Annotated in this window: 30 protein-coding genes; 14 read left to right on the top strand and 16 right to left on the bottom strand. The window is 70.7% G+C overall.

Annotation, left to right across the window (positions count from 1 at the left end; translation table 11 throughout):
- Nucleotides 1-184 precede the first annotated feature (184 nt).
- Nucleotides 185-961 (top strand): SDR family NAD(P)-dependent oxidoreductase, encoded by a 777-nt coding sequence (locus ABFX55_RS03320; protein WP_346117475.1) that lies wholly within the window; start codon nucleotides 185-187, stop codon nucleotides 959-961.
- A gap of 42 nt (nucleotides 962-1,003) precedes the next feature.
- Here the strand turns inward: ABFX55_RS03320 and ABFX55_RS03315 are convergent, their stop codons facing one another.
- The gene (locus tag ABFX55_RS03315) at nucleotides 1,004-1,639 is read right to left on the bottom strand and encodes a TIGR03086 family metal-binding protein (protein ID WP_346117473.1); all 636 of its coding nucleotides are present in this window, start codon (nucleotides 1,637-1,639) and stop codon (nucleotides 1,004-1,006) included.
- Between the two features lie 51 nt (nucleotides 1,640-1,690).
- On the opposite strand from ABFX55_RS03315, the gene ABFX55_RS03310 reads away from it, so the two are divergent.
- Nucleotides 1,691-2,125, top strand: coding sequence for a MarR family winged helix-turn-helix transcriptional regulator (locus ABFX55_RS03310; protein ID WP_346118289.1), 435 nt, complete (start codon nucleotides 1,691-1,693; stop codon nucleotides 2,123-2,125).
- A gap of 36 nt (nucleotides 2,126-2,161) precedes the next feature.
- Here the strand turns inward: ABFX55_RS03310 and ABFX55_RS03305 are convergent, their stop codons facing one another.
- Nucleotides 2,162-3,370: an MFS transporter gene (locus ABFX55_RS03305; protein WP_346117471.1), complete on the bottom strand. Its 1,209-nt coding sequence runs from the start codon at nucleotides 3,368-3,370 to the stop codon at nucleotides 2,162-2,164.
- Between the two features lie 59 nt (nucleotides 3,371-3,429).
- On the opposite strand from ABFX55_RS03305, the gene ABFX55_RS03300 reads away from it, so the two are divergent.
- On the top strand, nucleotides 3,430-4,428 hold the full coding sequence (locus tag ABFX55_RS03300) for an ArsR/SmtB family transcription factor (RefSeq protein ID WP_346117469.1): 999 nt from the start codon (nucleotides 3,430-3,432) through the stop codon (nucleotides 4,426-4,428).
- A 44-nt stretch (nucleotides 4,429-4,472) separates the two neighbouring features.
- Nucleotides 4,473-4,805, top strand: a complete 333-nt coding sequence (locus ABFX55_RS03295) for a hypothetical protein (RefSeq protein ID WP_346117467.1) — start codon at nucleotides 4,473-4,475, stop codon at nucleotides 4,803-4,805.
- Nucleotides 4,806-4,844: 39 nt separating this feature from the next.
- On the opposite strand, the gene ABFX55_RS03290 is transcribed toward ABFX55_RS03295, so the two are convergent.
- From ABFX55_RS03290 to ABFX55_RS03280, 3 genes are all read right to left on the bottom strand, one after another.
- Nucleotides 4,845-5,849, bottom strand: coding sequence for a zinc-dependent alcohol dehydrogenase family protein (locus tag ABFX55_RS03290; protein WP_346117465.1), 1,005 nt, complete (start codon nucleotides 5,847-5,849; stop codon nucleotides 4,845-4,847).
- Nucleotides 5,842-6,243: a nuclear transport factor 2 family protein gene (locus tag ABFX55_RS03285; protein WP_346117463.1), complete on the bottom strand. Its 402-nt coding sequence runs from the start codon at nucleotides 6,241-6,243 to the stop codon at nucleotides 5,842-5,844. Before ABFX55_RS03285 ends, ABFX55_RS03290 begins: the two co-directional genes overlap by 8 nt.
- A gap of 195 nt (nucleotides 6,244-6,438) precedes the next feature.
- Nucleotides 6,439-7,314 carry an NAD-dependent epimerase/dehydratase family protein gene (locus ABFX55_RS03280; RefSeq protein WP_346117461.1) on the bottom strand — a complete coding sequence of 292 codons (876 nt, stop codon included), beginning with the start codon at nucleotides 7,312-7,314 and terminating at the stop codon, nucleotides 6,439-6,441.
- A 132-nt stretch (nucleotides 7,315-7,446) separates the two neighbouring features.
- On the opposite strand from ABFX55_RS03280, the gene ABFX55_RS03275 reads away from it, so the two are divergent.
- A complete protein-coding gene (locus ABFX55_RS03275) occupies nucleotides 7,447-7,986 on the top strand; it encodes a MarR family winged helix-turn-helix transcriptional regulator (RefSeq protein WP_346117459.1) in 540 nt (179 codons plus the stop codon).
- Here the strand turns inward: ABFX55_RS03275 and ABFX55_RS03270 are convergent.
- Nucleotides 7,977-8,189: a hypothetical protein gene (locus ABFX55_RS03270; RefSeq protein ID WP_346117457.1), complete on the bottom strand. Its 213-nt coding sequence runs from the start codon at nucleotides 8,187-8,189 to the stop codon at nucleotides 7,977-7,979. The two genes, ABFX55_RS03275 and ABFX55_RS03270, sit on opposite strands and share 10 nt — an antisense overlap.
- On the opposite strand from ABFX55_RS03270, the gene ABFX55_RS03265 reads away from it, so the two are divergent.
- Both ABFX55_RS03265 and ABFX55_RS03260 read left to right on the top strand, forming a co-directional pair.
- Nucleotides 8,188-8,424: a hypothetical protein gene (locus ABFX55_RS03265; RefSeq protein WP_346117456.1), complete on the top strand. Its 237-nt coding sequence runs from the start codon at nucleotides 8,188-8,190 to the stop codon at nucleotides 8,422-8,424. The two genes, ABFX55_RS03270 and ABFX55_RS03265, sit on opposite strands and share 2 nt — an antisense overlap.
- Nucleotides 8,370-8,618: a hypothetical protein gene (locus tag ABFX55_RS03260; RefSeq protein ID WP_346117454.1), complete on the top strand. Its 249-nt coding sequence runs from the start codon at nucleotides 8,370-8,372 to the stop codon at nucleotides 8,616-8,618. Before ABFX55_RS03265 ends, ABFX55_RS03260 begins: the two co-directional genes overlap by 55 nt.
- A gap of 268 nt (nucleotides 8,619-8,886) precedes the next feature.
- Here the strand turns inward: ABFX55_RS03260 and ABFX55_RS03255 are convergent, their stop codons facing one another.
- From ABFX55_RS03255 to ABFX55_RS03240, 4 genes are all read right to left on the bottom strand, one after another.
- On the bottom strand, nucleotides 8,887-9,291 hold the full coding sequence (locus ABFX55_RS03255) for a RidA family protein (RefSeq protein WP_346117452.1): 405 nt from the start codon (nucleotides 9,289-9,291) through the stop codon (nucleotides 8,887-8,889).
- Between the two features lie 21 nt (nucleotides 9,292-9,312).
- The gene (locus ABFX55_RS03250; RefSeq protein WP_346117450.1) at nucleotides 9,313-10,485 is read right to left on the bottom strand and encodes an MFS transporter; all 1,173 of its coding nucleotides are present in this window, start codon (nucleotides 10,483-10,485) and stop codon (nucleotides 9,313-9,315) included.
- 204 nt (nucleotides 10,486-10,689) lie between these two features.
- Nucleotides 10,690-10,983, bottom strand: a complete 294-nt coding sequence (locus tag ABFX55_RS03245) for an RrF2 family transcriptional regulator (RefSeq protein ID WP_346117448.1) — start codon at nucleotides 10,981-10,983, stop codon at nucleotides 10,690-10,692.
- A 232-nt stretch (nucleotides 10,984-11,215) separates the two neighbouring features.
- Nucleotides 11,216-11,953 (bottom strand): hypothetical protein, encoded by a 738-nt coding sequence (locus tag ABFX55_RS03240; RefSeq protein WP_346117446.1) that lies wholly within the window; start codon nucleotides 11,951-11,953, stop codon nucleotides 11,216-11,218.
- Nucleotides 11,954-12,111: 158 nt separating this feature from the next.
- Between ABFX55_RS03240 and ABFX55_RS03235 the strand changes: the two genes are divergently transcribed.
- A complete protein-coding gene (locus ABFX55_RS03235) occupies nucleotides 12,112-12,753 on the top strand; it encodes an MmyB family transcriptional regulator (protein WP_346117444.1) in 642 nt (213 codons plus the stop codon).
- A 136-nt stretch (nucleotides 12,754-12,889) separates the two neighbouring features.
- Complete coding sequence (locus ABFX55_RS03230) at nucleotides 12,890-13,369, top strand: tetratricopeptide repeat protein (protein ID WP_346117442.1); 480 nt, start codon at nucleotides 12,890-12,892, stop codon at nucleotides 13,367-13,369.
- Between the two features lie 18 nt (nucleotides 13,370-13,387).
- Here the strand turns inward: ABFX55_RS03230 and ABFX55_RS03225 are convergent, their stop codons facing one another.
- Complete coding sequence (locus tag ABFX55_RS03225) at nucleotides 13,388-13,879, bottom strand: hypothetical protein (protein ID WP_346117440.1); 492 nt, start codon at nucleotides 13,877-13,879, stop codon at nucleotides 13,388-13,390.
- Nucleotides 13,880-14,049: 170 nt separating this feature from the next.
- On the opposite strand from ABFX55_RS03225, the gene ABFX55_RS03220 reads away from it, so the two are divergent.
- The 4 genes from ABFX55_RS03220 (at nucleotide 14,050) to ABFX55_RS03205 (ending at nucleotide 17,954) form a co-directional block, all read left to right on the top strand.
- The gene (locus ABFX55_RS03220) at nucleotides 14,050-14,901 is read left to right on the top strand and encodes a helix-turn-helix domain-containing protein (RefSeq protein ID WP_346117438.1); all 852 of its coding nucleotides are present in this window, start codon (nucleotides 14,050-14,052) and stop codon (nucleotides 14,899-14,901) included.
- Nucleotides 14,891-15,301: an SRPBCC family protein gene (locus ABFX55_RS03215; RefSeq protein WP_346117436.1), complete on the top strand. Its 411-nt coding sequence runs from the start codon at nucleotides 14,891-14,893 to the stop codon at nucleotides 15,299-15,301. Before ABFX55_RS03220 ends, ABFX55_RS03215 begins: the two co-directional genes overlap by 11 nt.
- An 848-nt stretch (nucleotides 15,302-16,149) precedes the next feature.
- Nucleotides 16,150-17,133 (top strand): ATP-binding cassette domain-containing protein, encoded by a 984-nt coding sequence (locus ABFX55_RS03210; RefSeq protein ID WP_346117434.1) that lies wholly within the window; start codon nucleotides 16,150-16,152, stop codon nucleotides 17,131-17,133.
- Nucleotides 17,130-17,954 carry an ABC transporter permease gene (locus tag ABFX55_RS03205; protein ID WP_346117432.1) on the top strand — a complete coding sequence of 275 codons (825 nt, stop codon included), beginning with the start codon at nucleotides 17,130-17,132 and terminating at the stop codon, nucleotides 17,952-17,954. Before ABFX55_RS03210 ends, ABFX55_RS03205 begins: the two co-directional genes overlap by 4 nt.
- Nucleotides 17,955-18,276: 322 nt before the next feature.
- Here the strand turns inward: ABFX55_RS03205 and ABFX55_RS03200 are convergent, their stop codons facing one another.
- Nucleotides 18,277-18,918 (bottom strand): PadR family transcriptional regulator, encoded by a 642-nt coding sequence (locus ABFX55_RS03200; protein WP_346117431.1) that lies wholly within the window; start codon nucleotides 18,916-18,918, stop codon nucleotides 18,277-18,279.
- Between the two features lie 78 nt (nucleotides 18,919-18,996).
- On the bottom strand, nucleotides 18,997-19,938 hold the full coding sequence (locus ABFX55_RS03195) for a GNAT family N-acetyltransferase (protein ID WP_346117429.1): 942 nt from the start codon (nucleotides 19,936-19,938) through the stop codon (nucleotides 18,997-18,999).
- Nucleotides 19,939-20,036: 98 nt separating this feature from the next.
- On the opposite strand from ABFX55_RS03195, the gene ABFX55_RS03190 reads away from it, so the two are divergent.
- Nucleotides 20,037-20,468, top strand: a complete 432-nt coding sequence (locus ABFX55_RS03190; RefSeq protein WP_346117427.1) for a type II toxin-antitoxin system PemK/MazF family toxin — start codon at nucleotides 20,037-20,039, stop codon at nucleotides 20,466-20,468.
- Between the two features lie 61 nt (nucleotides 20,469-20,529).
- Here the strand turns inward: ABFX55_RS03190 and ABFX55_RS03185 are convergent, their stop codons facing one another.
- The 3 genes from ABFX55_RS03185 to ABFX55_RS03175 are packed head-to-tail and all read right to left on the bottom strand — an operon-like array spanning nucleotide 20,530 to nucleotide 23,099.
- Nucleotides 20,530-20,937 carry a cupin domain-containing protein gene (locus ABFX55_RS03185; RefSeq protein ID WP_346117425.1) on the bottom strand — a complete coding sequence of 136 codons (408 nt, stop codon included), beginning with the start codon at nucleotides 20,935-20,937 and terminating at the stop codon, nucleotides 20,530-20,532.
- The gene (locus tag ABFX55_RS03180) at nucleotides 20,938-21,759 is read right to left on the bottom strand and encodes a phosphoenolpyruvate hydrolase family protein (protein WP_346117424.1); all 822 of its coding nucleotides are present in this window, start codon (nucleotides 21,757-21,759) and stop codon (nucleotides 20,938-20,940) included.
- Nucleotides 21,756-23,099 carry a Tm-1-like ATP-binding domain-containing protein gene (locus tag ABFX55_RS03175; RefSeq protein WP_346117422.1) on the bottom strand — a complete coding sequence of 448 codons (1,344 nt, stop codon included), beginning with the start codon at nucleotides 23,097-23,099 and terminating at the stop codon, nucleotides 21,756-21,758. The genes ABFX55_RS03180 and ABFX55_RS03175 overlap by 4 nt, the downstream gene beginning before the upstream one ends.
- Between the last annotated feature and the right edge of the window lie 17 nt (nucleotides 23,100-23,116).

Raw genomic sequence — 23,116 nt, 5'->3', positions numbered from 1 at the left:
GTTTCTGATCACGTCCTTTGCCGGTGGCTGCCGCCCGGCGGGACATCAGCGGCCCTCCAAGGAAATCACGGCATGCGAGGACGCTGCCAGGCCTCCCCCGCCTGTGGTAGCCGTCGACAAGGCGGTCACTCCCCGAACCGGGGTGGTGTCCGGCGTCGACATCCGACCAGAACGGAGCAAGAGCGTGATCGACCCCCAGCTCTCCGGGCAGAACGTGCTCGTCACCGGCGGAGGCGGCAACATCGGCGGCGCGATCAGCCGGGCCTTCGCCGCGCAGGGGGCTCGCGTCGCCGTCCACTATCTCGCGCAGGAGCCACCCCCGCCTGACGGTACGGCGTGGGCCCACCTCACCCCGAGCGCCGCGTCAGCCGAGCGGCTCGCCACCGAGCTCGGCGGGGTCCCCGTCAGCGCCGACCTGTCCCACCCCGACTCCGCCAGGCGGCTCGTCGACGCCGTCGAACGACGTCTCGGGCCGATCAACGTGCTCGTCAACAACGCCGCGCACTGCGAGAGCGCCGACACCCTCGACACGTTCGACGCCGCGTCGCTGGAACGGCACTACCGCGTCAACGCCGTGGCCCCGGCCCTGCTGATCGCCGAGGTGGCCAGGCGCCATATCGCGGGGGTCCCGTTGTGCGTCGTCAACATCTCCACCGATGCCGCGCGCGCCTTTCCCGGGCAGATCGGGTACGGCACCTCGAAGGCCGCGCTCGAGGCTCTCACCCGGGCCACCGCGCTGGACCTGGGGCCCCGAGGGATCCGGGTCAACGCGGTCGCGCCCGGCCCCGTGCAGACCGGCTGGATGACGGAGGCCATCGTCGAGCACTCCACGTCGGTGATCCCCATGGGACGTGTCGGAGAGCCCTCCGACATCTCCGACGCGGCCGTCTTCCTCGCCTCCCACCAGGCGCGGTGGATCACTGGCCAGGTGCTCCAGGTCGCGGGAGGCCACGCCCTCTGACGTGGTCCGCGATCCGGGCAAGGGGTGCGGAAAGCGTGAGGTTCAGTCTCGGGACCAGTCTGGAGAGCGGCCCAGGACGGCGACGATCTCGTCCAGACGTGACCCGCTCGACCACGCCACTTCCGGCGCGAAGGCGGCGCCGGGGACGAGACGGGTTTCACCGCCCGGTACGGCCCTGGCGACGGCGAGCGCCACGTCGAGCAGTCGGGGCTCGAACTCCACCGCGAGGTCCAAGGTCTTCGCCACGTCCCAGGTGTGCACGACGTAGTCGATGAAGTGGAAGCTGATCGCCTGCGTCGCGGGGAACGGGCGGTCGGCGCTGATCTCGGGCAGCGGGAACGACCGGCTGAGCACACCGTCAGCGGCGAAGGCGGCCAGGACGTGCTCGGCTGCGGACCGGTAACTTCCGACCGGGTCGTCGCCCAGGGAGCGCAGCCCCCACAAGGCGGGGTCGCCCTCGCCACGGGAGGCCGCCGCGAAGCCGTGATGCTGCGTGGCCATGTGCGCGAGCAGGTCGTGCAGGCTCCATCCGGCACAGGGGGTGGGTCTCGCCAGGTCCGCGGTCGTGACCTTTGCCACCACCTCGATGCTGGTCCGGACGGCCTGCTCGTCGAGCGCGATGAGCTCGGCGCCGTTACTCAGAGGGTGGAGCGGGGCGGTCGAGGATTTGCTATGCATTCGCTTATGATGTGCACTTGCTTATCGTAAGTCAAGGGATATCGTAGGTTGGTGACCGAACGTCGTGACCTCGCCGCGATGCTGCAGCCTCTGGTGAAGTCCCTGATCGCCGCGGAGCTTCGGGTGCTGGAGGAGCACGGCATCTCCATGTGGAGCTATGTCGTGCTCAGCGCACTGGACGACAGCCCGATCCGCACCCAGGCCGCTCTGGCGGAGGCGATCGGCGCGGACAAGACGCGCATCATCAGCACGCTCGACCGGTTGCAGGAAGCCGGGCTGATCTCCCGCCAACCCGACCCGGAGGACCGGCGCGCCCGGCTGCTGGCCATCACGCAGGACGGCCGATCGGCGCGCAGGGCGGCCCAGGCCGACATTCAGGCGAACGAGGACCGGGTGCTCGCCGCGCTCTCCGCGGCTGATCGGCAGGCATTCCTGCGCGCCGCCCAGGCGTTGTCGGCGATACCGCACGAGGAGATCGTCGGCTGACCTCTCAGCTTCAGAGATCCCGAAGCCGGGCAGCTGCTACGCCCTCGGCGACGCGAGCACGCGCCAGAGACTCAATACGGCCAGCAGGGACGCCGCGCCCGCCGCGCCGACGACCAGGCCGGGCGCTGCCACCTCGCCCAGCGCCCCGCCGCCGGCCGCGAACAGCCCCTGCAACGTCATGGTCCCGGTCAGCGCCAGCCCGAAGGCCTGGCCTCGGTTCGCCTCCGGCACCGCCTTCAGAAAGCGCCGGGCCAGCCCCAGCTGGTAGGCGACCCCGAACCCGGACACGGCGAGCAGCAGCGCCGCGGTGACCGGCCCCGGCGAGAGCACGAACCCGAGCAGCGGCGCGCCGAGCAGCAGTGCCAGCGGCCCGGCCAGCCGTTCCCTTCGTTCCGGGGTGACCAGCCGGCCGATCACGAGGTCGCCGGTGAGCATGCCGAGCGCCACGGCGGTGAACAGCAGCCCTGCCGAGTCCGGCATGCCGATCTGGACGGCGTACGGGACGAGCACGCCCTCGGCGCCGACCACGAGCGCGGGCGGCAGCCACTGGGCCAGCAGCAGCGAACGGATCGCCGGCCGGCGCAGCAATTCGCGATTGACGCGCCAGGTCTCGCGTACCGCGTACCCTGCGGCCGTGCCGCGGCGCGGCCGCTCGGCCAGCCGCAGGCGCAGCAGCGCGGCGGACAGCAGGCAGCTCGCCACGGTGATCCAGAGCGCGCCGTACGGGCCGAGCGCCGCGATCAGCATCCCGCCCACGGCGAAGCCGAGCACCTGCGTGCCGCCGGCGGCCATGGAGAACACGGCCCGGCCGAGCACGTACCGGTCGCCGTCGAGCAGTTCGGGCAGCAGCGCGCTGCGCGCCGCGGAAGCGACCGCGCTGGGGATGCCGGTGACGAACACCAGCACCAGCATCGCGGTGGGAGAGAGCAGCCCGGCGGCGAGCACAGCGGCGACCGCGGCGCGGACCAGGTCGTAGCCGACCATCACGGCCCGCGGCGGCCACCGGTCGGCGTACGCCAGCAGCAGCGTGCCGCCGAGGGCGTAGGGCAGGAAGCCGGCGACGTAGGCCAGCGCGGCCAGCAGAGGCGAGCCGGTGCTGGCGTAGACGGTCACCGAGAGCGCGAGCATCTTCACCGTCTCGCCGCCGAGGAAGAGCGTGTAGCCGGTGAACAGCACTCGAAACTGGCCTACCGCGAACACTTCGCGGTAGGTGGCCCGCGCCGGTGCGGCCTGGAGGGTCGTCATGCGGGCCAGTCTCGGGGCGGTGCAGGCGGAGGCGCTAAGCTTTCGCGTGGAGGCGAAAGATGCTTGCCATCGAAGTCGGGCCGGTCGACGTGGCGCACACCCGCTACGCGATCTCACCGCTGGGTGAAGCAATGAACGCGCTGCGGGTCGCGGCGGGCAAGCAGCCGGCCGGGCCGCTGCGGCCCTGGGCGGAGCGGATCGCGCCGCGCTACGCGCGGCTGCTCCGTGAGACGCCCGCGGTCGCGGCGCTGACAACGCTGTTCCGCCGCGGCGGCTACAACGCCGACTTCATCCATCCTCCGCCTTCGAGCCCCGGCGACGACTTCGCCGTCGAACTCGCCGCGGTGCGGGCGACCCCGCTGCGCCAGGTTCGCGTGGAGATCGCCCGCAACCTGGTCGGGCTGCGTACGCCGCCGCGCCACGTCCAGCAGATCCTGGCCGCCCCGGACGTGCTCACCCGGCTTTCGGACGCGATCGAGGCGACCTGGCACGCGCTGGTCGAGCCCGACTGGCCGCGGCTGCGTACGGTGCTGGAGCGCGACCTGGTGCACCGCGCCGGGCACCTCGCCATGTACGGCTGGGCCGCGGCGCTGTCCGACCTGGATCCGCGGGTGGGCTGGCGCTCCGAGGGGGCCGACGGTGTGATCGAGGTGCGCACCGGCCCCCGGAACGAGTGGGAGCGGCACCGGCTGGGCGGCAAGGGACTGCTGCTGATGCCGACCGTCTTCGGCACCCTCATCAGCTACGTCGAGCCGCCCTGGCCGTACGCCCTGGTGTATCCGGCGCGTGGCGTCGTGAACCTGCTCGGGCCGCCGCCCCCGCAGGGTGGTGCGGCGGCGCTGGCGCGGCTGGTCGGCCCGCACCGCGCGCAGGTGCTGCGGGCGCTCGCGGTGCCGGCGACGACCACGCAGTTGGTCCGCCAGCTGGGTCTCAGCCTGGGCGCAGTCGGCGGCCACCTGGCCGTGCTGCGCGAATCTGGCCTGGTCACGCGGACGCGGACCGGCCGATCCGTGCGCTACGAGCGCACCCCTCTGGGCGGGACCCTGGCCGGCGACTGAGCGCGGCCACTGGTGGCGGGCTGGATCCCAGCCCGCCACCATGAGTGCTGAATGCGAAGCCGCTCGGCCACGCCGAACTCCCCGAGGATCTTCAACCCCTTGTCCGTCGCCGTGTCCGACAGGCCGCACAGGTGGGGCAGATCCACCGTCCGGATCGGCTCGGCCCCCAGCTGCTCGTAGCGAACGCGGCCGAAGGCCCGAGCGGCGCGATCACCACCCACATCATCCACCACGACCCAGCGGCGGAGAGCTGGGCAGCACCGACCCATCTCGTCATCATGGGCATCCTCGCGCTGGCCAACTGGCCCGCCGACTGGCGCCACCTCCTGCGGGCTCCCACCCCGCAGACAGCCCGGACACCACATCCAACGAAATGACAATCTGCCTACGGCTGACCCCGGCCGCGGTCAGGTGCTTCAGAGCCTGATCACGACCTTGCCCAGGGCCTTGCCCGACGCGTAGTAGCGGTAGGCATCGGGGGCGTCGTCGAAGGCGAACACCCGATCGATGACGGGACGGAGCCGGTGATCTTCTATGGCGCGGTTCATCGCGAGGAACTGGGCGCGGCTGCCGACGGCGACGGCGCGCACCGTGGCCCCGGAGGCGAACAGCACCCGGGGGTCGATCGGCGGCGCGGTGTCGGAGACGAAGCCCACGCAGGCGATGTGGCCCGCCATCGCCACTGCCTTGAGTGACTGATCCAGCAGGCCCGTGACGTCGACGATGCGGTCGGCCCCTTGGCCCGCGGTCAGCTCCCGGACCATGTCCGGCCAGTCGGGGGTGGCCCGGTAGTCGATGATCGCGTCGGCGCCGAGTTCGGCCAGCCGGTCGGCCTTGGCCGGACTGCTGGTCGTGGCGATCACCCGGGCGCCGAGCGCCTTGGCGAACTGGAGCGCGAACAGCGATACCCCGCCAGATCCCTGCACGAGCAGTGTCTGGCCTGGCCGGAGGCCGTCGCCGTCACCGGTCAGGGCGTTCCACGCGGTGACCGCGACGCAGGGCAATGTCGCGGCCTCCTCGTAGGAGAGGTGATCGGGAATCGGCACGAGGGCGTCCTCGTCGATCACGGCGAGCTCGGTCAGCATGCCGTCCAGGGAGCCGCCCCGCTGCGGCAGGTGCTGGGCGCCGAACGGGCCGTCCTGCCAGCTCGGGAAGAGCGTGGCCGTCACTTGGTCGCCGACTCGCGCGGTACGGACACCGGAGCCGATCGCGACGATCTCACCGGCTCCGTCCGAGACCGGCACCACGTCCGGCTTCACCGGCAGCACGTAGTCGCCGCGCAGCACCATCAGCTCGCGGTAGCTGAGCGAGACGGCACGCACCGCGACGAGGACCTGCCCGGGACCGGGGACGGGATCGTCGTGCCACCGGATCGCCAGGCCGTCGATTCCGGCACCGCTGTCGAGGTGATAACTACGCATTCTTGGGCTTCCGCTCGGTGGCCAGGGGGACCTCGCCCGCGGTCTTGCTGTAACCGAGGGCCTCTACGATCACGCCGTCGCGCACCCGCATGAGGTTGACCCCGCTCACCCAGTCGGTGGGACCGTCGCCGAATCGGTAGTGCCAGCGGATCGTCGCCCGGTCGGCGGCGATCACGACCTCCTGAGGCTCGAACTGGGTGGTGCGGTCCTCGACGAGCGTCCGCCACCAGGCCAGGCAGGCCTCGCCACCCTCGACGCGCTCTCCGGTGGGGGCCGGCTGGACCGCCTCCATCACACAGTCCTCGCCGATCAGGTCGGTGAGCAGGTCGGGGTCGTGATCGGTGAAGGCGCGGTTGAATCGGTCGATGACCTCGGTGGTGGTACGGAACGACATGCTGACACCTCATAGATAGAACGGTCGGTCTACTCATCGATTGATATGGACGGGTTGATCTACTGTCAACCGCTGGAAGGCGCCGTACGGGGGGTGCGGGCCGGGACCGGCCGCCAGGGCCGCACGCCCGGCCCGTGGCCACCGGGCGCTGGTCAAGCGTTGTCGTGGGGCTGATCCGGGGGTGGTGCCGTCGTCCTACCGGTAGGAGCCGTCGACGAGGTCGGCGATCGCGCCGTCGCGCCGGGGACGCCAGCCGAGCTTGTCGCGTGCGGCGTCGCCGCTGACGCTCTGGTCGAGGGCGAGGGCGTCGGCGAACAGGGCGCCGAGCGCCTCACGCGCCTGGTCAAGCGGCCAGCCCTGCGGTTGCACCTGGACACCGGCGGCGCGTCCGGCCGCGGAAGCGAGGTCGTGGACGGCGACCGCGGTCTCGGTCACACCGTGCCAGAGCGACCCGGCGGGCGCCCGCTCCACTGCGGCGACGAACAGGTCGGCGAGGTCGTCGACGTGCACCATGGGCCAGCGCACCGCCTCTTCCCCGACGAACCTCGGCGCCGCGTGTTCGCGGGCCAGGTTCACCAGGAGAGCGGGAATGCCACCACCCCGGCCGTGCACGATGCCCGGACGGATCACCAGGGCGCGCACACCGCTCTCGGCGGTGTCGAGCACCTGACGCTCGATCGTCGGCCGGTATCCCACGATCGGGATGGGGTTGGCAGGGGTGTGCTCGTCAACGGGGCCGGGCCCGGTGGGTCCCAGCACCCAGACACCGCTGGTGTAGACGAAAGCCCGCCCGGTGCCGCGCAGCGGATCCGTCAGAGCGGCGATCGCAGCGGCGTCAGTCTCGGCGTCTCCAGTGGGCGTCGCCATGTTGATCACAGCGTCTATGTCGGGGGTCACCGCCTGGGTGAGCGAACGCGGATCGGTCAGGTCGCCGACACGCCGTTCACGCCCGTTCTCCAGGCGATCGTCGGTGGCGCGGGTCAGTTCGACGATCTGGTGTCCAGCCTCGTCCAGGTGGTCCGCAACCGCCGAGCCGAGGTAACCGCTGGCACCGATAAGCAAGATCTTCATCAAAGTCCCCTCTCGAACATTTCGATGTCGAAAACTTAAACGATGGCGTTCACAAGAGTCAAATCCTTCGACGTCTAAGTGTTAGCCTCTGTACAAAGCCCACGCTCAGGACAGCTCAGGACAGGACTCACGATGACGACCGACGAACCCCGCGACGGAGTGGACGTGATCATCAGCCAGTGGCAGACGGCGCGCCCCGATCTGGACTGCTCACCGATGGAGATCATCGGTCGCTTGTCCCGGGTCTCCCGCCTCCTCGAACGCGCCATCAAGGACCACTTCTCCCTGTACGACATCGAGCCCTGGGAGTTCGATGTGCTGGCCACCCTGCTGCGCTCCGGGCCGCCCCACGTCCTCAGCGCCGGCGAACTCAGCACGGCGGCGATGGTCAGCTCGGCCGCCCTGACCAACCGAATCGACCAGCTCGAGAAAAAGGGCCTGGTCGACCGCGCCGTCGATCCAGCCCACCGGCGCCGCGTCCTGATCTCCCTCACCGATCAAGGGCTGAGCCTGGTCAACAGGCTCGTCGAGCATCACGTCGCCAACGAGCGGCGGCTGCTGGAGGGCCTGAGCTCCGCCGACCGCGACCAGATCCCCGTGCTCCTGCGCCGCCTGCTCGTCTCCCTCGGCGACACCGGCCTCGGGGATCAATCGGGCACCGGTCAGCGGTGAAGAACGATCTTGCTCGCCAGCACAGTGATCGCCCGTGCCGCTGGACTTCGACCGAAGATCGCATGAGCCGGTCGGCTGGCGATACCGTCCGCCGCGTGCCGATGGAGTTTCTGGCCGATGAGCAGGCCGGGGCGTACGAACGGTTCGATCTCGGAGCTGGAGCGCCTGCGCCGGCCGCCGACCCGGACGACGGGCACCAGCATGGCGGAGGCCCTGGAGAAGGTGGACGAGATCTCCGCCTTCCGGCTGGGCCGGGTGAAGGTGGACCGGGTGCCGCCGAACCGGCTGGCGACGCTGACCCGGGTCGGGCTGGGGTCGAAGGTGCCGATCCTGGAGCGCACCCCGGAGCCGAAGCGCACCGCGCTGCTGACCTCGGTGGTCCGGTGGACGAGCACCTGGTCGGCCGGGTGCGGGCGCTGGACGCGGCCTGGCAGCTGATGGCCGAGCGGCTGGAGGAGGCCGGGCAGGACGCGAAGCTCTCCTTCGAGGTCCAGCCCGGCGGCCGGCTGAAGCTGAACGTCGACCGGATCGGCGCGCTCGGCGAGTCGAAGTCGCTGCGCTGGCCTTCTGTAATGCAGAAGCGCCTGGCACGGATCTATGGGCATGGAACGTCCGCCGTTTGGCATGGATGAACTCATCGAGCACCGGACTGTGCTGAGCGCTGAGGCCGGCCTGGTCAGTGCGAAGCAGGAAGGCACTCGTCTGGCCTTGGCCGATGGTGACACACCGAGTGGAACACGCCCCCATCCACACGCCACACCGGGCCGATCCTTCCCCGCCAAAGCCTTGGGAGTGGTAGGTCACCGGCAGGCAGCCGGCCTGCCGGTGACCTCAGGGATGGGCGTCAGGGGCAGGTGCCCAAGACGATTCCGGTGGCACCCGAATGCCGGCGGACGGCGCTCAGGCGGTGTCCTCGGCGAGCGCGACGGCGTCCACCTCGAACAGCATGCTGGGCAGGGCGAGCGCAGCCACTCCGGTGAGCGTCTGCGTGGGCGGCAGGTCCCCCCAGATCTCATGGACGGCCTTGGCAAGGATCTCCAGCTTGGCGGCGTCGTGGCCGACGATGTGGGTGCGGATCTGCACAACGTGGCTGTAGTCCAGATCGGTCGCGGCCAGCGCGCTGCCCAGGTTCGCGAACGACTGCCTGACCTGCTCGGCGAAGTCCTCGGAGGTGACGTGGCCGTCGCCGTCGGACGCGTACTGGCCCGCGATGAAGACGATCTCTCCGGAGGCGCGTGCGATGTGGCTGTAGCCGAATCCGACCGGGTTGTGCAGCGTCTCGGGGTTGATGATGGTGTGTGTCATGGTTGGGTCCCTTCTGATGAGTTAGAGCGTCTTGTTGTTGCGAACGGCGACGGTCAGGGTGGCGGCGAGAGCCAGCACGCAGGCCACCCACAAGACGCCGGCGGTGGCGATCCGGTCGGCGGTGAGCCCGCCGACCAGAGCGCCGAAGGCGATGGACAGGTTGAAGGCCGCCACGAAGAGTGACGACGCTGACTCGGTCATGTCGGGTGCGGCCCTGAGCATCCAGGTCTGCAGCGTCACCGAGACCCCGCCGTAGGCCAGGCCCCACACGACCAGCAAGACGGTGCCCGTGAGCGGCCCCGCGGCGGCGAGGGCGAACAGCGCCGTGGCCGCGGCGAGGGTGGCGGCGATCAGCACGAGCGTTCCGTTCAGTTGCCTGGACACCCGGTGGCCGGCGACGAAGTTGCCGGCAATGCCCGCCAGGCCGTACATCATCAGCAGCGCGCCGATCAGGCTGTCGTCGAGTCCGGCGAGATCGTGAAGGAGAGGGCGGATGAAGGTGTAGGCGGCGAAGTGCCCTGTGATCAGCAGGACGGTGACGACCAGGCCGATCCGCACGCCCGTGTTCGTCCGCAGGAGTGCGGGTAGGTCGGCGAAGCCGATCGTCTTCTGCGAGGGCAGGCGCGGCACCAGGAGGAGCAGCCCGGCCAGCGCGGCCAGGCCAAGGGCCGCGACGGCGGCGAATCCACCCCGCCATCCGGCGGCCTCCCCGATCAGCGTTCCGGCTGGAACGCCGAGCACGGAGGCCGTGGAGACGCCGCCGAAGATGACGGCGGTCGCGGCGCCGGCCTGCTGGGGCGGCACCAGTCGTGCGGCCAGCCCGCCCGCGATGGCCCAGAAGCCTCCGACGCTCACCCCGATCGCGACGCGGGCTGCCAGCACGACGGCGAAGTTGGGGGCGAGCGCGCAGGTCAGGTTGGCCACCGCCATCAGGCCGACCAGCCCGGCCAGCATGAGCCGCCGGTCCAGCGCTGCGGCCCGTACCGTGAGCAGGGGCGCGGCCAGTCCGGCGACGAGCCCCGGCACGGTGACCATCAGTCCGGCTGTTCCCGCGGAGACGTCCAGCGCCTCGCCGATCGGTGTGAGCAGGCCCACGGGCAGTAGCTCCGACGTCATCAAGGTGAAGATTCCCAGCGTTATCGCCAGGACCGCGGGCCATCCCCGCACCTTATCCTCTAGCTGGATAGGAAACATCTAGAATTTCTCCCAAGGAAAGCCCCTCGTGAGGGGGACGTTCAGGCTCGCCGGTTCCGCGGCCCGTGGCGCGACCGGCCTGGCCCCGCGGGAAACCGCGACTCGATGGCCTTCACGTCGGCCAGGGTCTGCTCGGCCAACTCTCTCCGCCAGGCCAGCTCGGCATTCCGCACGACCTGGGAGATCACGCACGTGTTCCGGTAGTCACGCGCAGGATCTCGGGCATCGGAACGCTTCTTCAGTGCCTTCGATGGCCACCACCACGTCCAGCACAGTGATGTCCTGCGACTTGCGGGCAAGCCGGAACCCGCCTCGCGGGCCGGAGGTCGACGATACGGTCTCGGACCGCGCTAGCGCCTGTACCTGCTTGCCGAGGTAAGCGGGAGGCGGCTTGAAGTAGTCGGCCAGAGCGGCAGCCGGCACGGGGTGGCCGTCCTCGACCCAGGTCAGGTTCAGGCACGTGCGCAGCGCCCACTCCACGCCCTCGCTCGTCTTCATATTCTGGATAATACATATCCAGGATAGGTCGCGCAACGCGGCGGAACCCGGATCAAACAGTTATGTCTTGATCACCCAACGTCCATCAGATCCGGCCGGCGAGGCCGCGCAAGCTGACTCCACCGCTCCTCTGCTCGGGCCCAGCGGGCCTACAGCCCGGCTCGGCGTTCACGCGCCGGCTTGTTGAACAGGTCGCGCTGCCCTACGCGGGTAGCCGCAACAGACGCTCCGTTCAGCCGCTCGGGCGCCCGGCGACCAGGTCTTGCACCGTGTGCTTGAAGCGCTCCACCGGCTCGCGGATCTTCTTCTCCCGCCGCTCGGCGCGGCGCAGCTTGCGCGATCCGTCCCTGTAACGCCAGCGTGCCCACGGCGATCCGGGTCTGCCCAGCCGTACCGCCCCGACCAGGGCCAGCGGGGTGAGGTAGATCCCCACCAGCCCCGTCCAGACCTTGCCCTTGAGCAGCGTGATCACCGCGAACAGGATGTTGGCGCCGACGATGACACCGCCGTCGAGGAGGTTGTCGCTGGCGAGCGCCTCCCCGATCTCCAGCGGGCTGACGCCGACCAGCCCGAGCCCGCACAGCGCGATCGCCATGAAGACGGTGTCCACCGAGAACCGTCCCTGCTCGGTCCAGTACACGTCGTCGAGGTGCAGTACCAGCGCGAACTCGTCGAGCACCAGCGCCGTCCCCACCCCGAACAGCGCCGCGGTGACGGCCGCGGCGAAGGACCGCCCATCATGGACGGCGAGGCCGCCGATCCCGCCGAGGCACATGAACACCAGCCCGAACACGACGTGGTGAATGTGCATCCCGCCGGGCGTGACGTTGCCGGGCCACCACCGCACCTGCTTCCTGATCATGCGCACGCTGATCCTGATGAACAGGAACGTGCACAGGAACAGCACGAAGAAGGAGAACAACCGCAGTTTCCCGGCCTCGGCGACCTCCCGGGCGAACCACTCCCACATGTCCCGACTGTCCCACGTGCCCGGCCACCCTCCGGTAAAGGCCCAGTACGACGGAAGGTACGGCGAGCCGCCACGTTCCCCGCGAGGAGTCCCGGGTGTTCGGCACGAGTCTGCGGTCCAAGCCGGCAGCGAGTCCCGCAGGTCAAACCCAACGGCGAATGGCCGCCGCACTGGCCCAGGCCCTGCGGCTCGACGACGATGATCGCGACCTGGTGTTCCGGCTCGCCAGCCACGAGCCGCCACAGGCCGGGCGCATCGCGATGGTCGTACGGCCGAGCGTGCTTCGGCTGTTGGACCGCATGGCGGATCTGCCCGTGCTGGTCCTGTCGGCCAAGGGCGACGTGCTGGCATGGAACCCCCTCGAGGCAGCGCTGCAGGGCGACATGTCAGCGTGGCCGCAGCGGCAACGCAACCTCATCTGGCAGCGTTTTCTCGGCAGCAGCCGCTGCCACGTCGCCGTGGGCCCGGACGAAGACGACGCGGCCGCCCGCGCCTCGGTCGGCACGCTGCGTGCCGCACAGGCCCGTTACCCCGACGACCCCGACTTGGTCCGACTGATCGCGGAACTACGTCGTGGCAGCCCACGGTTCGACGAGCTCTGGCGGGAGGGGCGCTCCTCCCCATGGCGTACCGCCACCAAGAGCATCAGGCATCCCAGCCTGGGCACGATCTCGCTCGACTGCGACACCATGCTGCTCCCGGACGGCTACCAGACCGTGCTCGTGTACTCGGCCGAGCCGGGATCTCCCCAAGCGACGGTGCTCGACATGCTGCGGGTGCTCGAGCTGCAGCAGGTGTGAGGTGCTGCGGACGCGTCCCCGAAGCCTCGAGGTAAGGCGCCCGCTCCCGGCGGGCAGGTCACCGCTCTCCACCACCTTCCTGATCAGGACGTCACCCCTGTGTGCCGGGTTCGGCGATTCGTGCCACACTGCGGCGGTGAAAGATGAGGAACTGGCGCGAGCGGCGGCATTGCGCCAGGAAGACCGGCATGAGGAAGCGCGCGAGGTGCTGGTGGCGCTCGCCGCGCAGCATCCCGACGACGGCGAGGTGGCAAGGGAAGCGGCCTACGTGCATGACCGGCTCGGGCTGGAGCACGAGGCGGTGCCGTACTACGAGAGAGCGTTGGAGCTCGGCGCCGACGACAGGATCGGCCTGTTCACCGGATTCGGCAGCACGTTGCGGGTCATCGGCAGGTATGACGACGCGCTCGCGGTCCTGGAGCGCGGGCTGGCCGAGTTCCCAGGAGATCCGGCGATGCGGGCGTTCAGGGCGATGGCGCTGCACAACGCAGGACGGCACCGCGAGGCGGTGAGCACACTGCTGCACGTGCTGGCCGAGGGCGAGCAGGCCGGAGGATACGCTCGCGCCCTCGCCTACTACGCCGACAACCTCGACGAGATCGTCAAGCCTGCGTGAGTCCCTCTCGTTGAGGTGCTACGGCCGCTCGCCTGGCGCGCCTTCGCCTGCCGCCCTCTGGGAGGTGGCCCGTCGCTCGCCGACGACGAGGGTGACCGCGGCCAGCAGATAGAACGGCGACAGGAGCAGCAGGTATCCCACCGACAGGTTGCTGCTCTCCAGCGCCGACATCGCGACGTACCCGACGATCAGCCCGAACAGCGCCAGGGCTCCAGCCGCGCACGGGGTGACGCGCCGGAGGTGCTCGCGAGGCAGCACGAGCACGATGGCAGCCACCAATAGGACCAGGCCCGAGTCCAGGACGTACTCGAGCAGCCGGTGAGACAGCGGCGACGCGGCGCCGACCGCCACCGTCGCCGCTCCCACCAGAGTGCTCTCCTCGCTGTGGTCGGCCTGAGGCACGCCGGCGAAGGGGTATTCGGTGTTGATGAGCTGTGGGAGTGCTGCCAGGACGAGGGTCAGCACGCGCCAGAACGCGGGAGACCGCCTCCACCGATCGAACCGCGTCATCCTGCCTCCGCAGCGTAGGGATGCGAACGTCAGCAGGTGACCTTACTCAGTTGTCCCCTGTGGCCGCCTGCCGATCTGGACGAAACCGGCGAAGTGGGGGGAAGCGGCCAGCCGCGACGGCAGGCGGCGGCCCCGCGGAAATGTCGGTGCCGCCACGTAACGTTCGCCACATGCGTTCAGCTCGTCGTCTGGGCACCGGGCCCGGCTTCACCGTCGACGCCGTGACGTGCGTCGACGACCACCGGCGATGGTCGCCGCCCGAGGTCGGCGACGACTACAGGCTGGTGCTCGTCCGCACGGGCAGGTTCAGGCGGAAGACGGACGAGGTCGCCTCCCTGGTCGATCCGACGACGGCCTACCTGGGGATCCCCGGCGAGGAGGAGCGGTTCGCGCACCCGGCGGGGGGCGACGTGTGCACCTCCCTCAGCCTCTCCCCCGCGCTGTGGCGATCGCTCACCGGCGAGGGACGCCGGAAGCTCCGTCCCACCGTCTACGTCGACGCCCGCGTCGAGCTGGCTCATCGCGCCCTCCTCACCGCCGCCCGGAGTGGCGACCAGCAGTTCGCGCTCGCCGAACGCCTCCTCTCGCTCCTGTCCGCGGTCCTCGGGCAGTCATCCTCCGACCACTCGGACGGCAGCGCCACGACAGGGTCCAAGGCCCGCCTCGTCACGGTCGCGCGGGCCGAGCGGCTGGTCACGGCCGCGCGTGAGGCGATCGCCGCAGGGCATCCGGCCGCCGAGGGGCTCGTCCCGCTCGCCGAGCTGCTGGGCGCCTCGCCGTACCAACTGAGCAGGGCCTTCTCCCGAGAGATGGGCGTCAGCCTCACCCACTACCGCAACAGGGTGCGGGTCGGGCGCGCGCTCGACCGGCTGGAGGACGGTGAGACGAGTCTCGCCGCGCTCGCCGTCGAGCTCGGCTTCGCCGATCAGGCCCACCTCACCCGTACGGTCCGCCGTCACCTCGGCCACACGCCCACCGCGCTGCGGCGCCTGCTCACCGGGAGACCCGCCAATGAGCGTTGACGAGACCGCGGTCGTCGCCGCCTCCGCCGAGCGCGTGTGGCGGGCCTTCGCCGACCACGACGATCGCGGCGAATGGTGGCACTACCTCTACCTGGAACCGGTCGCGGGCGGCTCTCTCGAGGAACGCTGGACCGACGAGCACGGCACGCCCGTGGTGACGCGCGGCGAGGTGACGCATGCGGCGGCGCCGAAGCTGCTGGCGTTCACGTGGGCCGACGAAGGTCAGGAGGCCTCGACCGACGTCGAGATCACGCTCACGCCGCTCGAGGTGGGCACTGAGGTCCGCATCAGGGAGACCGGCTGGGAGCGCCTGCCAGACGGCCCCTCCCTCGCCGCCGACCACCGCGCCGGCTGGCGCGTCCACCTCGCCAACCTCCGCCGCCACGTCGAACCCGGCTGACCGCAGGCCCCGCGGCGTGGAACGCGGGATGCCGGAACACCACCTCCGCCGCAGGACGCCCCCACCGGGAGTCCGGGAGTTCCGGCAGAACGCCTCATCGGACACCGGAAGCCCGGCAGGACACCCACGCCGGGACACCGGAAGCCCGGCAGGACGCCCGCCCACACCGGGCGCCCTGGCAGGACGGGCCCTTCGGGGGCCGAGATCCCACCGTAGGAAGCCCCGTGGGAGCCCGAGATGCGGGAGAACTTCCGAAGCTCGAGGCCCCTCCCCCACCGCGCCGCGCCCACCGGCCAGGAAACCGCGATCCCCGACAAGACGCCCACCAGGAGTCCGGGGACCCGGCAGAACGCCCATCGGGAGACCGGAGATCCCCGCAGAACCGCTCGGCGGACCGGAATCCCACCGAGGGAAGCCATCAGACGGGAGCTCCGCATGCCGGAACGCCAGAAGGTGTCGTCCCTCCCCCACCGCGCGACACACCCCTCAACCGGACGTCCTGGATCCCGGGCAAAGACGCCCACACCGGGCAGCCCGGGGGCCCGAGTACGGCCATTGGAGGACCATCGCCTCCCAGCAGGACGGCTCGGGCAACCGGAATCCCGCTGCGGACACCATGAGGCCGGGCCGGGTGCCGGAATGCCAGAGGATCCTCGCCGTCCCCACCCGCAAGGCATCTCTGCAGTCCCAGAGGCGTCCCTGCGGGAGGGTTCCATGGCGCGATCTGGCCCGCCGGGAAGAACCCGCCCCTCTCACATACGTCAGCTAATCAAGTTTGACCAGTCGCGGAAGACGGGGCTACTCTGAACTCCGGTAGTCAAATTTGACCACTGAGTCCGGGAGGATGTGTGGCTGGTCATGAGCTGGCGATCGTCGCGGAGGGTCTCGAAAAGTCCTACCGCGAGAAGAAGGCCCTGGACGGACTGAACATGACGGTGTCGAGTGGCACGGTCCACGGGGTGCTCGGCCCCAACGGCGCAGGCAAGACCACGTTCGTGCGCACGCTGACCACCCTCCTGCGGATAGAGGCGGGTAGGGCGGAGGTCGCGGGGATCGACGTGCGCCGCCACCCCGAGGAGGTCCGCAGGCGGATCGGGCTGCTCGGGCAGCACGCGGCGCTGGACGAGGATCTCTCGGGCCGGCAGAACCTCGACCTGTTCGGCAGGCTCTATCACCTGGGCGCCCGCCGCGCGGCCGCGCGCGCCGACGAACTACTCGAGCGCTTCGGCCTCACCGAGACGGGCCGCCGGCCCGTCAGGGCCTACAGCGGGGGCATGCGCCGCCGTCTCGACCTCGCGGCCTCGTTCATCATCGATCCGCAGGTCCTCTTCCTCGACGAGCCGACCGCGGGCCTCGACCCACGCGGCCGCAGCGAGGTGTGGAACGCGGTGCGCTCGCTGGTCGGCGGCGGCACCACCGTGCTGCTGACCACCCAGTACCTGGAGGAGGCCGACCAGCTCGCCGACCGGATCTCCCTGATCGACCATGGCCGGGTGATCGCCGACGGCACCGCCGACGAGCTCAAGGCGAAGGTGGGCGGCGATCGCATCGACGTGGTCGTGCGCGCCGCCGGTCAGCTGCAGGCCGCCGCCGCCGTACTCGCCCGGGTCTCCGGCGGCGCGGTGGACGTCGACGAGGACACCCGCAGGATCAGCGCGCCGGTCGCCGACCGTATGAGCGCGCTGAATCACCTGGTGCGGGCGTTGCATGACGCCGGTATCGAGGCCGAGGACCTCGCCGTGCGGCGTCCCACGCTCGACGAGGTGTTCATGCGGTTGACCGGCGACGGCAGCGGCCGCCCGAGCGGCGTGCGCGAGGAGGAATCCGTATGACGACGCTCACGGCGCCTGCGCGCTCCAGCGGATCGGACGTCGGCTGGTGGCTGGCCGACTCCTGGAACATGACACGGCGCGAGCTGGCCCACTGGGCGCGCAGGCCCTGGCAGCTGGCGATCGGCCTCACCTTCCCTGTGATGATGCTGGTGATGTTCGCCTTCTTCTTCGGCGGCGGCATGCGGGTCGCGGGTGGCGGCGACTACAAGGAGTTCCTGGTCCCCGGCATGCTCGTGCTCACCATGGCCTTCGGCCTCGAAGGCACGATGACCGCGCTCACCCAGGATCTCAACACGGGCGTCGTCGACCGCTTCAGGTCCATGCCGATGGCGCCTTCGGCGGTCCTGGTCGGCCGCAGCGTCGCGGACATGCTGGAGTCGGTGGTCAGCCTGCTGATCATGGTCGGTGCGGGGCTCGCGATCGGCTGGCGCTGGCACGGCTCGCTCGCGGCGGCGCTGGCCGCGGTCGGGTTGCTGCTCCTGCTGCGCTTCTCGATGCTGTGGTGCGGCATCTGGCTCGGGCTGATCGCCGGTAGGCCCGAGCTGGTCATGGCCGTGCAGATCCTCGTCTGGCCGGTCTCCTTCAGCTCCGCCGTCTTCGCCTCTCCCGAATCCATGCCGAGTGTGCTGGGCGTGATCGCCGAATGGAATCCGATGTCGGCCACCGCCACCGCGGTACGCGAGCTGTTCGGCAACCCGGGGGTGGGCGGCTCCTCCTGGGCCGCCGAGCACGCCCACCTGCTGGCCGTGGCGTGGCCCCTCGCGGTGCTGGCGATCGCCTTCCCCATGGCTGCGGCCCGCTTCCGCGGCCTCAGCCGCTGAAGCGAACCCAGTCACTGAAGCGAACCCGGCCGCTGAAGCGAACCCAGTCACTGAAAGCGGGCGGAGCCACTGAGGCGGCACCCAGCCGCGGAAGGAGGCTGGGTCGGGTGCCGCGGAAGCGGGACCGAGTGCCGCGGAAGCGGGGCCCAACCGCCCGAACCGGGGCCTAACCGCGGAAGCGGGGCCCAACCGCCGAAGCGGACCTACCCAAGCGGGGCCCAACCGCCCAAGCGGGGCCCAGCCGCCCAAGCGGGGCCCAGCCGCCGCGTTTCAATGACCGTCGTGGCGCCGAAGCGGGTCTACCGATCCGGCGCCATGATGGTCAGACGGGCGCGTCCCCGTGCGGGCCGCAGGCCTCCTGCGGGTTCTCGTGCTCCTCGGCGAGCACGCCCTCGAAGGGGTCGCCGTCCTCGCCGGCGAAGATGTAGGCCCCTGCCTCGATCCGCTCGATCAGCCCGCGCGTCCATTCCGCGCCGACATCCGCGGAGTGGACCCACATGTGCATGATCTCGCCGATATGGCCCAGCTGCTCGGGCCCTTCCTCCGGCTTGTAGTACTCGGTGACGCTCTCCCGCCACCCCTCGATGCCTTTGATCCGCTGCTTCAGCAGCGTGACGGCCTCCTCGCGGGACAGGTCCACGATGAAGCCGATCCCGGCCGCGAGCAGGTCCGTCTTGTCGCGCGAGGTGAGGGCCTCGCGCAGCAGCGAGAAGTACTCGGCGGTGCCCAGCTCCGTGACCTCGTACTCGGTTCGCGGCGGACCGCCCGCCGTGCTGGGGGCGCTCTCGTAGGCGTGCAGCAGCCCCTGTTTGGCCATCTGCTTCAGCGCGTGGTAGATCGAGCCCGGCTTGGTGTTCGACCACTCGTCGGCGCCCCAGAACTCCAGGTCGTTGCGCACCTGATAGCCGTGCGCCCTCCCGTGACGCCGCACCGCGCCCAGGACCAGCAACCGAATCGCCGACATCCGCGCACTCCCCCGCTCTACCGTCTATTCAACTTTGACTAGGGTATGCGGTGCCCACCCGGACCGGCCACAGCCTGGTCAGTCGGCGGGGGCCGAGAAGAGCAGACGGATCTCGGAGTTACGGTAGCCCGCCCGGGCGAACGCCGCCGCCATCGGCGCGTTGGTCGTGTCGGTGGTGGCCGTGATCAGCTCGGCGCCGTTCTCCGCGTGGATCCGGGTGATCTCAGCCAGCACGTCGTCGACGTACCCCTGTCCCCTCATTTCGGGCACAACTCCGAGATATCCGACATTAACGTTGTACGGCGTGGCCGAGGGAATCGCCAGGCCCGCCACGGCCCCGTCCCGCGTGTAGGCGATGCGCCACCACGAACGCTTGCCCGGACGCTCGAGGTAGAACTCCATCTCCTCCCGCGCCGCCTCGACGGCCCCCATCGCGGCGACGTTCCTGCGCGTCTCCGCGTCCAGGCTGCCGACCGCGATCAGCCGGAAGACCTCGAGGAACTCCTCGTCCGACGCCTCGGCGAACCGGAGGCGCCCCTTGGTCTCGGGGACGCCGATCTCGGGCGTCCACTCCAGCCTCAGGCGCTCGACCTCGTCCGTGAGCCCCGCCGCACGAGCGGCCTGCTTGCGCCAGGCGACCGCGGACGCCACGGCGGCATCGTCACGCCATCCGTTGGGAAGGGTGAGGTTGTAGAGCGGCGGCTTGGGCGCGCCCTGCCGCGAGAAGGCGGCGTGTCCAGCTTCGAGCAGCCCGGCCGCGACGGTCACGCGGTCGCCGGCCGACGGGTCGAGGTGCAGGCAGTCGAGCGCGATCGGGTGCTCACTGTCGGACTGGCCCCACCAGAGAGCGCGGCCCACGACCCGGTCGCCGGCCTCGGCTATCCACGTCCACTCGGGCCGGTACATCCCCTCGGCCAACTCGGCCAGGTAGCGGTCGGCGGGGATCCAGCTAATGGGCTCGTCGACCGCGAAGGCGGTGACGCGATCGAGGTCTGCCTCGGTCGTGGGACGGAACAACATGCGGCCTCCGGGGTCGCTGACGGACGGCTGATGCTACAAGTCCCCTGCCTGGCGCCCGCGCACGGGGTGGCGAACCCGGAGTGGTCTAGGCTCCGAGTGTGCGAGATCACCAGGATGACCCCCGCCCCCTGCGCGGCGCGGTCAAAGAGATCTACTCGGTGGACCGGGCCGCGGCCCTCGCCTACTCTCCCGACCTGGACGGCATGGCCGACCCTGGAGAGATCGTGTGGGCCTGGGTGCCGTACGAGGAGGACCCGGACAGGGGCAAGGACCGCCCGCTGCTGGTCGTGGGGCGGCACGGACGCAGGCTCTTGGCGATGATGCTCTCCAGCAGGGGCGACGACGGGCCCGAATGGCTGGAGGTCGGCTCGTGGGGCGGCGACGGGCGGGTGTCGTACCTGCGCCTCGACCGGGTCTTCGCGCTGGACGAGGGCGACATCCGCAGGGAGGGCGCCGTGCTGCACCGCGACAGGTTCGCGGTGGTGGCCAAGACGCTCATGCGCACGCACGGGTGGGCCGCCGACGGCTGATCCCGAGCGAGGCCGCGGGAGGCGCGGCCGGGTCGGCCGCGCCTCCTCGACAAACGCCGGTTCAGGCCTGGCGCCACTCCGCGACGGCGCCTGCCTCATGCAGGCAGTAGTCAGGAGCGCCCTCCAGCGCCTTCTCCTCCCCGCCGGGCGTGTACGTCACGATCAGGCGCAACGGCCGCCACGTGGAGTTGAACGTGGAGTGGAAGGCCCCGGCCGGAATGTGCACCGTGTCCCCCTCCCTGATGGGGAACGGCTCGCCGTCGCCGACCATCTGCGTCGCCTCGCCCGAGATCACGTAGATGATCTCCTCGGCGTTCGGGTGGTTGTGGCGGGCGTGGCCGCGTCCCGGATTGACGATCACCTCGCCGAGCGTGCTGCCCGCGCCGGGGATGGCGGACGGCGTGACGAACCACTTGATCGACCCCCAGTCGAAGGTCATCGTGGGGACCTGGGAGGGGCTCACGAGCATCTAGATCTCCAGATTCTTGAAGGCGGCCACCTGCGCGGTGATGGCGAGCTCGGTGGGCAGCCGCTCGACGGAGGAGGCGCCAAAGAAGCCGACCACCCCCTTGGTGCGCGACAGGACGTAGGCGGCGTCGGACGGCTCGGCGATCGGTCCGCCGTGGCACAGCACGAGGATGTCCGGCCTGATCTCGGCGGCGGCGTCGCGCATCTCCTGGACGGCGGCGACCGCCTGGTCCAGCGAGAGGGCGGTGCCCGCGCCGATCGAGCCCTTGGTGGTGAGGCCGACGTGCGGCACCAGGACGTCGGCCCCCGCCGCGGCCATCTCACGGGCCTGGCCGGCGGTGAAGACGTAGGGGGCGGTGACCAGGTCACGCTCGTGCGCGAGCCGTACCATCTCGATCTCGAGGTCGAAGCCCATGCCGGTCTCCTCGAGGTTCTGCCTGAAGACCCCGTCGTACAGGCCGACGGTGGGGAAGTTCTGCACGCCGGCGAAGCCCATGTCCTTCAGTGTGTCGAGGAAGCGCGGCATCACCCTGAAGGGGTCGGTGCCGCACACCCCCGCCAGGACGGGGGTGTCGCGCACGACGGGCAGGACCTCGCTCGCCATCTCGACGACGATCTGGTTGGCGTCGCCGTACGGCAGCAGCCCCGCAAGGGAGCCGCGCCCCGCCATCCGGTAGCGCCCGGAGTTGTAGATGATGATGAGATCGACGCCTCCGGCCTCGGCGCACTTGGCCGACAGGCCCGTGCCCGCGCCCGCGCCGATGACGGGCCTGCCCTCGGAGACGGTACGGCGGAGCCGTTCGAGTACGGTCTGGCGGTTCATCCCTCACCCCTGATCAGGTCGTGCAGCCGGTCGGCCATCGCGCGGCCGAACTCCGGGTCGTTGATGTGCAGGTCGAGCCGGGTCGTGCCGGGGAGGTCGCCGAGCGCCTCGAAGCAGGCGTCGTCGGCCTTGGGGTCGTGGAAGGGCAGGCCGGGCGCGTCGAGCGCGGAGACGCCGCCGAGCGGCACGAACAGCGCGGTGGGCCCGGTCGCCGCGGCGAGCTTGGCGGCGACGCGGCGGCCGAGTTCGGCCATCTCGGCGGGGGTGGTGCGCATGAGCGTGACGGTGGGGTTGTGGACGTGGAGGTTCCTGTCGGCGAAGCGCTCGGGCACGGTCGAGAGCGGCCCGAAGTTCACCATGTCGAGCGCGCCGGGCGCGACGACCTGGGGCACGCCGTGCCGTCCTGCCGCGGTGAGCCTGTCGGGCCCTGCCGACAGGACGCCGCCGACCAGGTCGTCGGCCAGTTCGGTGGTGGTGAGGTCGAGCACGCCCGCCAGCAGCCCGCTGGCGGCCAGGCCCTCGAGGGCCTGGCCGCCCGAGCCGGTGGCGTGGAAGACGAGCACCTCGTAGCCGAGTTCGGAGAGGCGTTCGCGGGCGGCGTCGACGGCGGGAGTGGTGACCCCGAACATCGACGCCGCTACCAGCGGGCGCTCCTCGCCCTCCGGCGAGATGCCCGCTGACGAGGCCGTCGCGGCCGAGACTTCAGCCGTCGAGGCCGCCGCCGTGGAGGCGGCCGTGGAGGACCAGCCCGGAGGAACGGCGACCGGCGATGAGGCGGACCAGGCGGCGGCCATGCCCGCGATCGCCGCGACCGCGTTGCCCAGGATGAGGCGGGAGACGCGGTTGATCCCCGCGATGTCGACGACGCTGTACATGATCGTGACATCCTTCGCCCCCACGTACGGCGAGACGTCCCCCGAGCCCATCGTGGAGACGATCAGCTTGGGCAGCCCGATCGGCAGGTCACGCACCGCCCGCGCGGCGATCGAGGACCCGCCGCTCCCTCCGACCGCGAGGACCCCGTCCACCCGTCCTTCGGCGTGCAACTCGGCCAGCACCTTCGCCGCGCCCTCGCCCATGACCGTGACAGCCGCTCCCCTGTCGCCCGCCGCCCGCAGGGAAGCGAGCTCCGCGCCCCCCGCGGCGGCGACGCGCACGTTGGAGACGTCCTCGGGCGAGGCGCTGGCGGGCGCCCCGAAGTCGCTGACCGGGCCGGTGCTCTCCTGGCCGACGCCCGCGTCGACGACGATCACCTCGCGGCCGAGCTCGGTCAGCCGCTCCCGCAGCCACGCGTATTCGCGGCCCTTCGTGTCGAGCGTGCCGATGAGTACGACTGCCACCTGTGCCACCTCCCCGT

The organism is Nonomuraea roseola (genome assembly GCF_039535395.1).
Lineage (GTDB): Bacteria > Actinomycetota > Actinomycetes > Streptosporangiales > Streptosporangiaceae > Nonomuraea > Nonomuraea roseola.
Note: the sequence above shows the minus strand (reverse complement) of the source record. Positions and strands in the feature narration are given on the sequence as shown.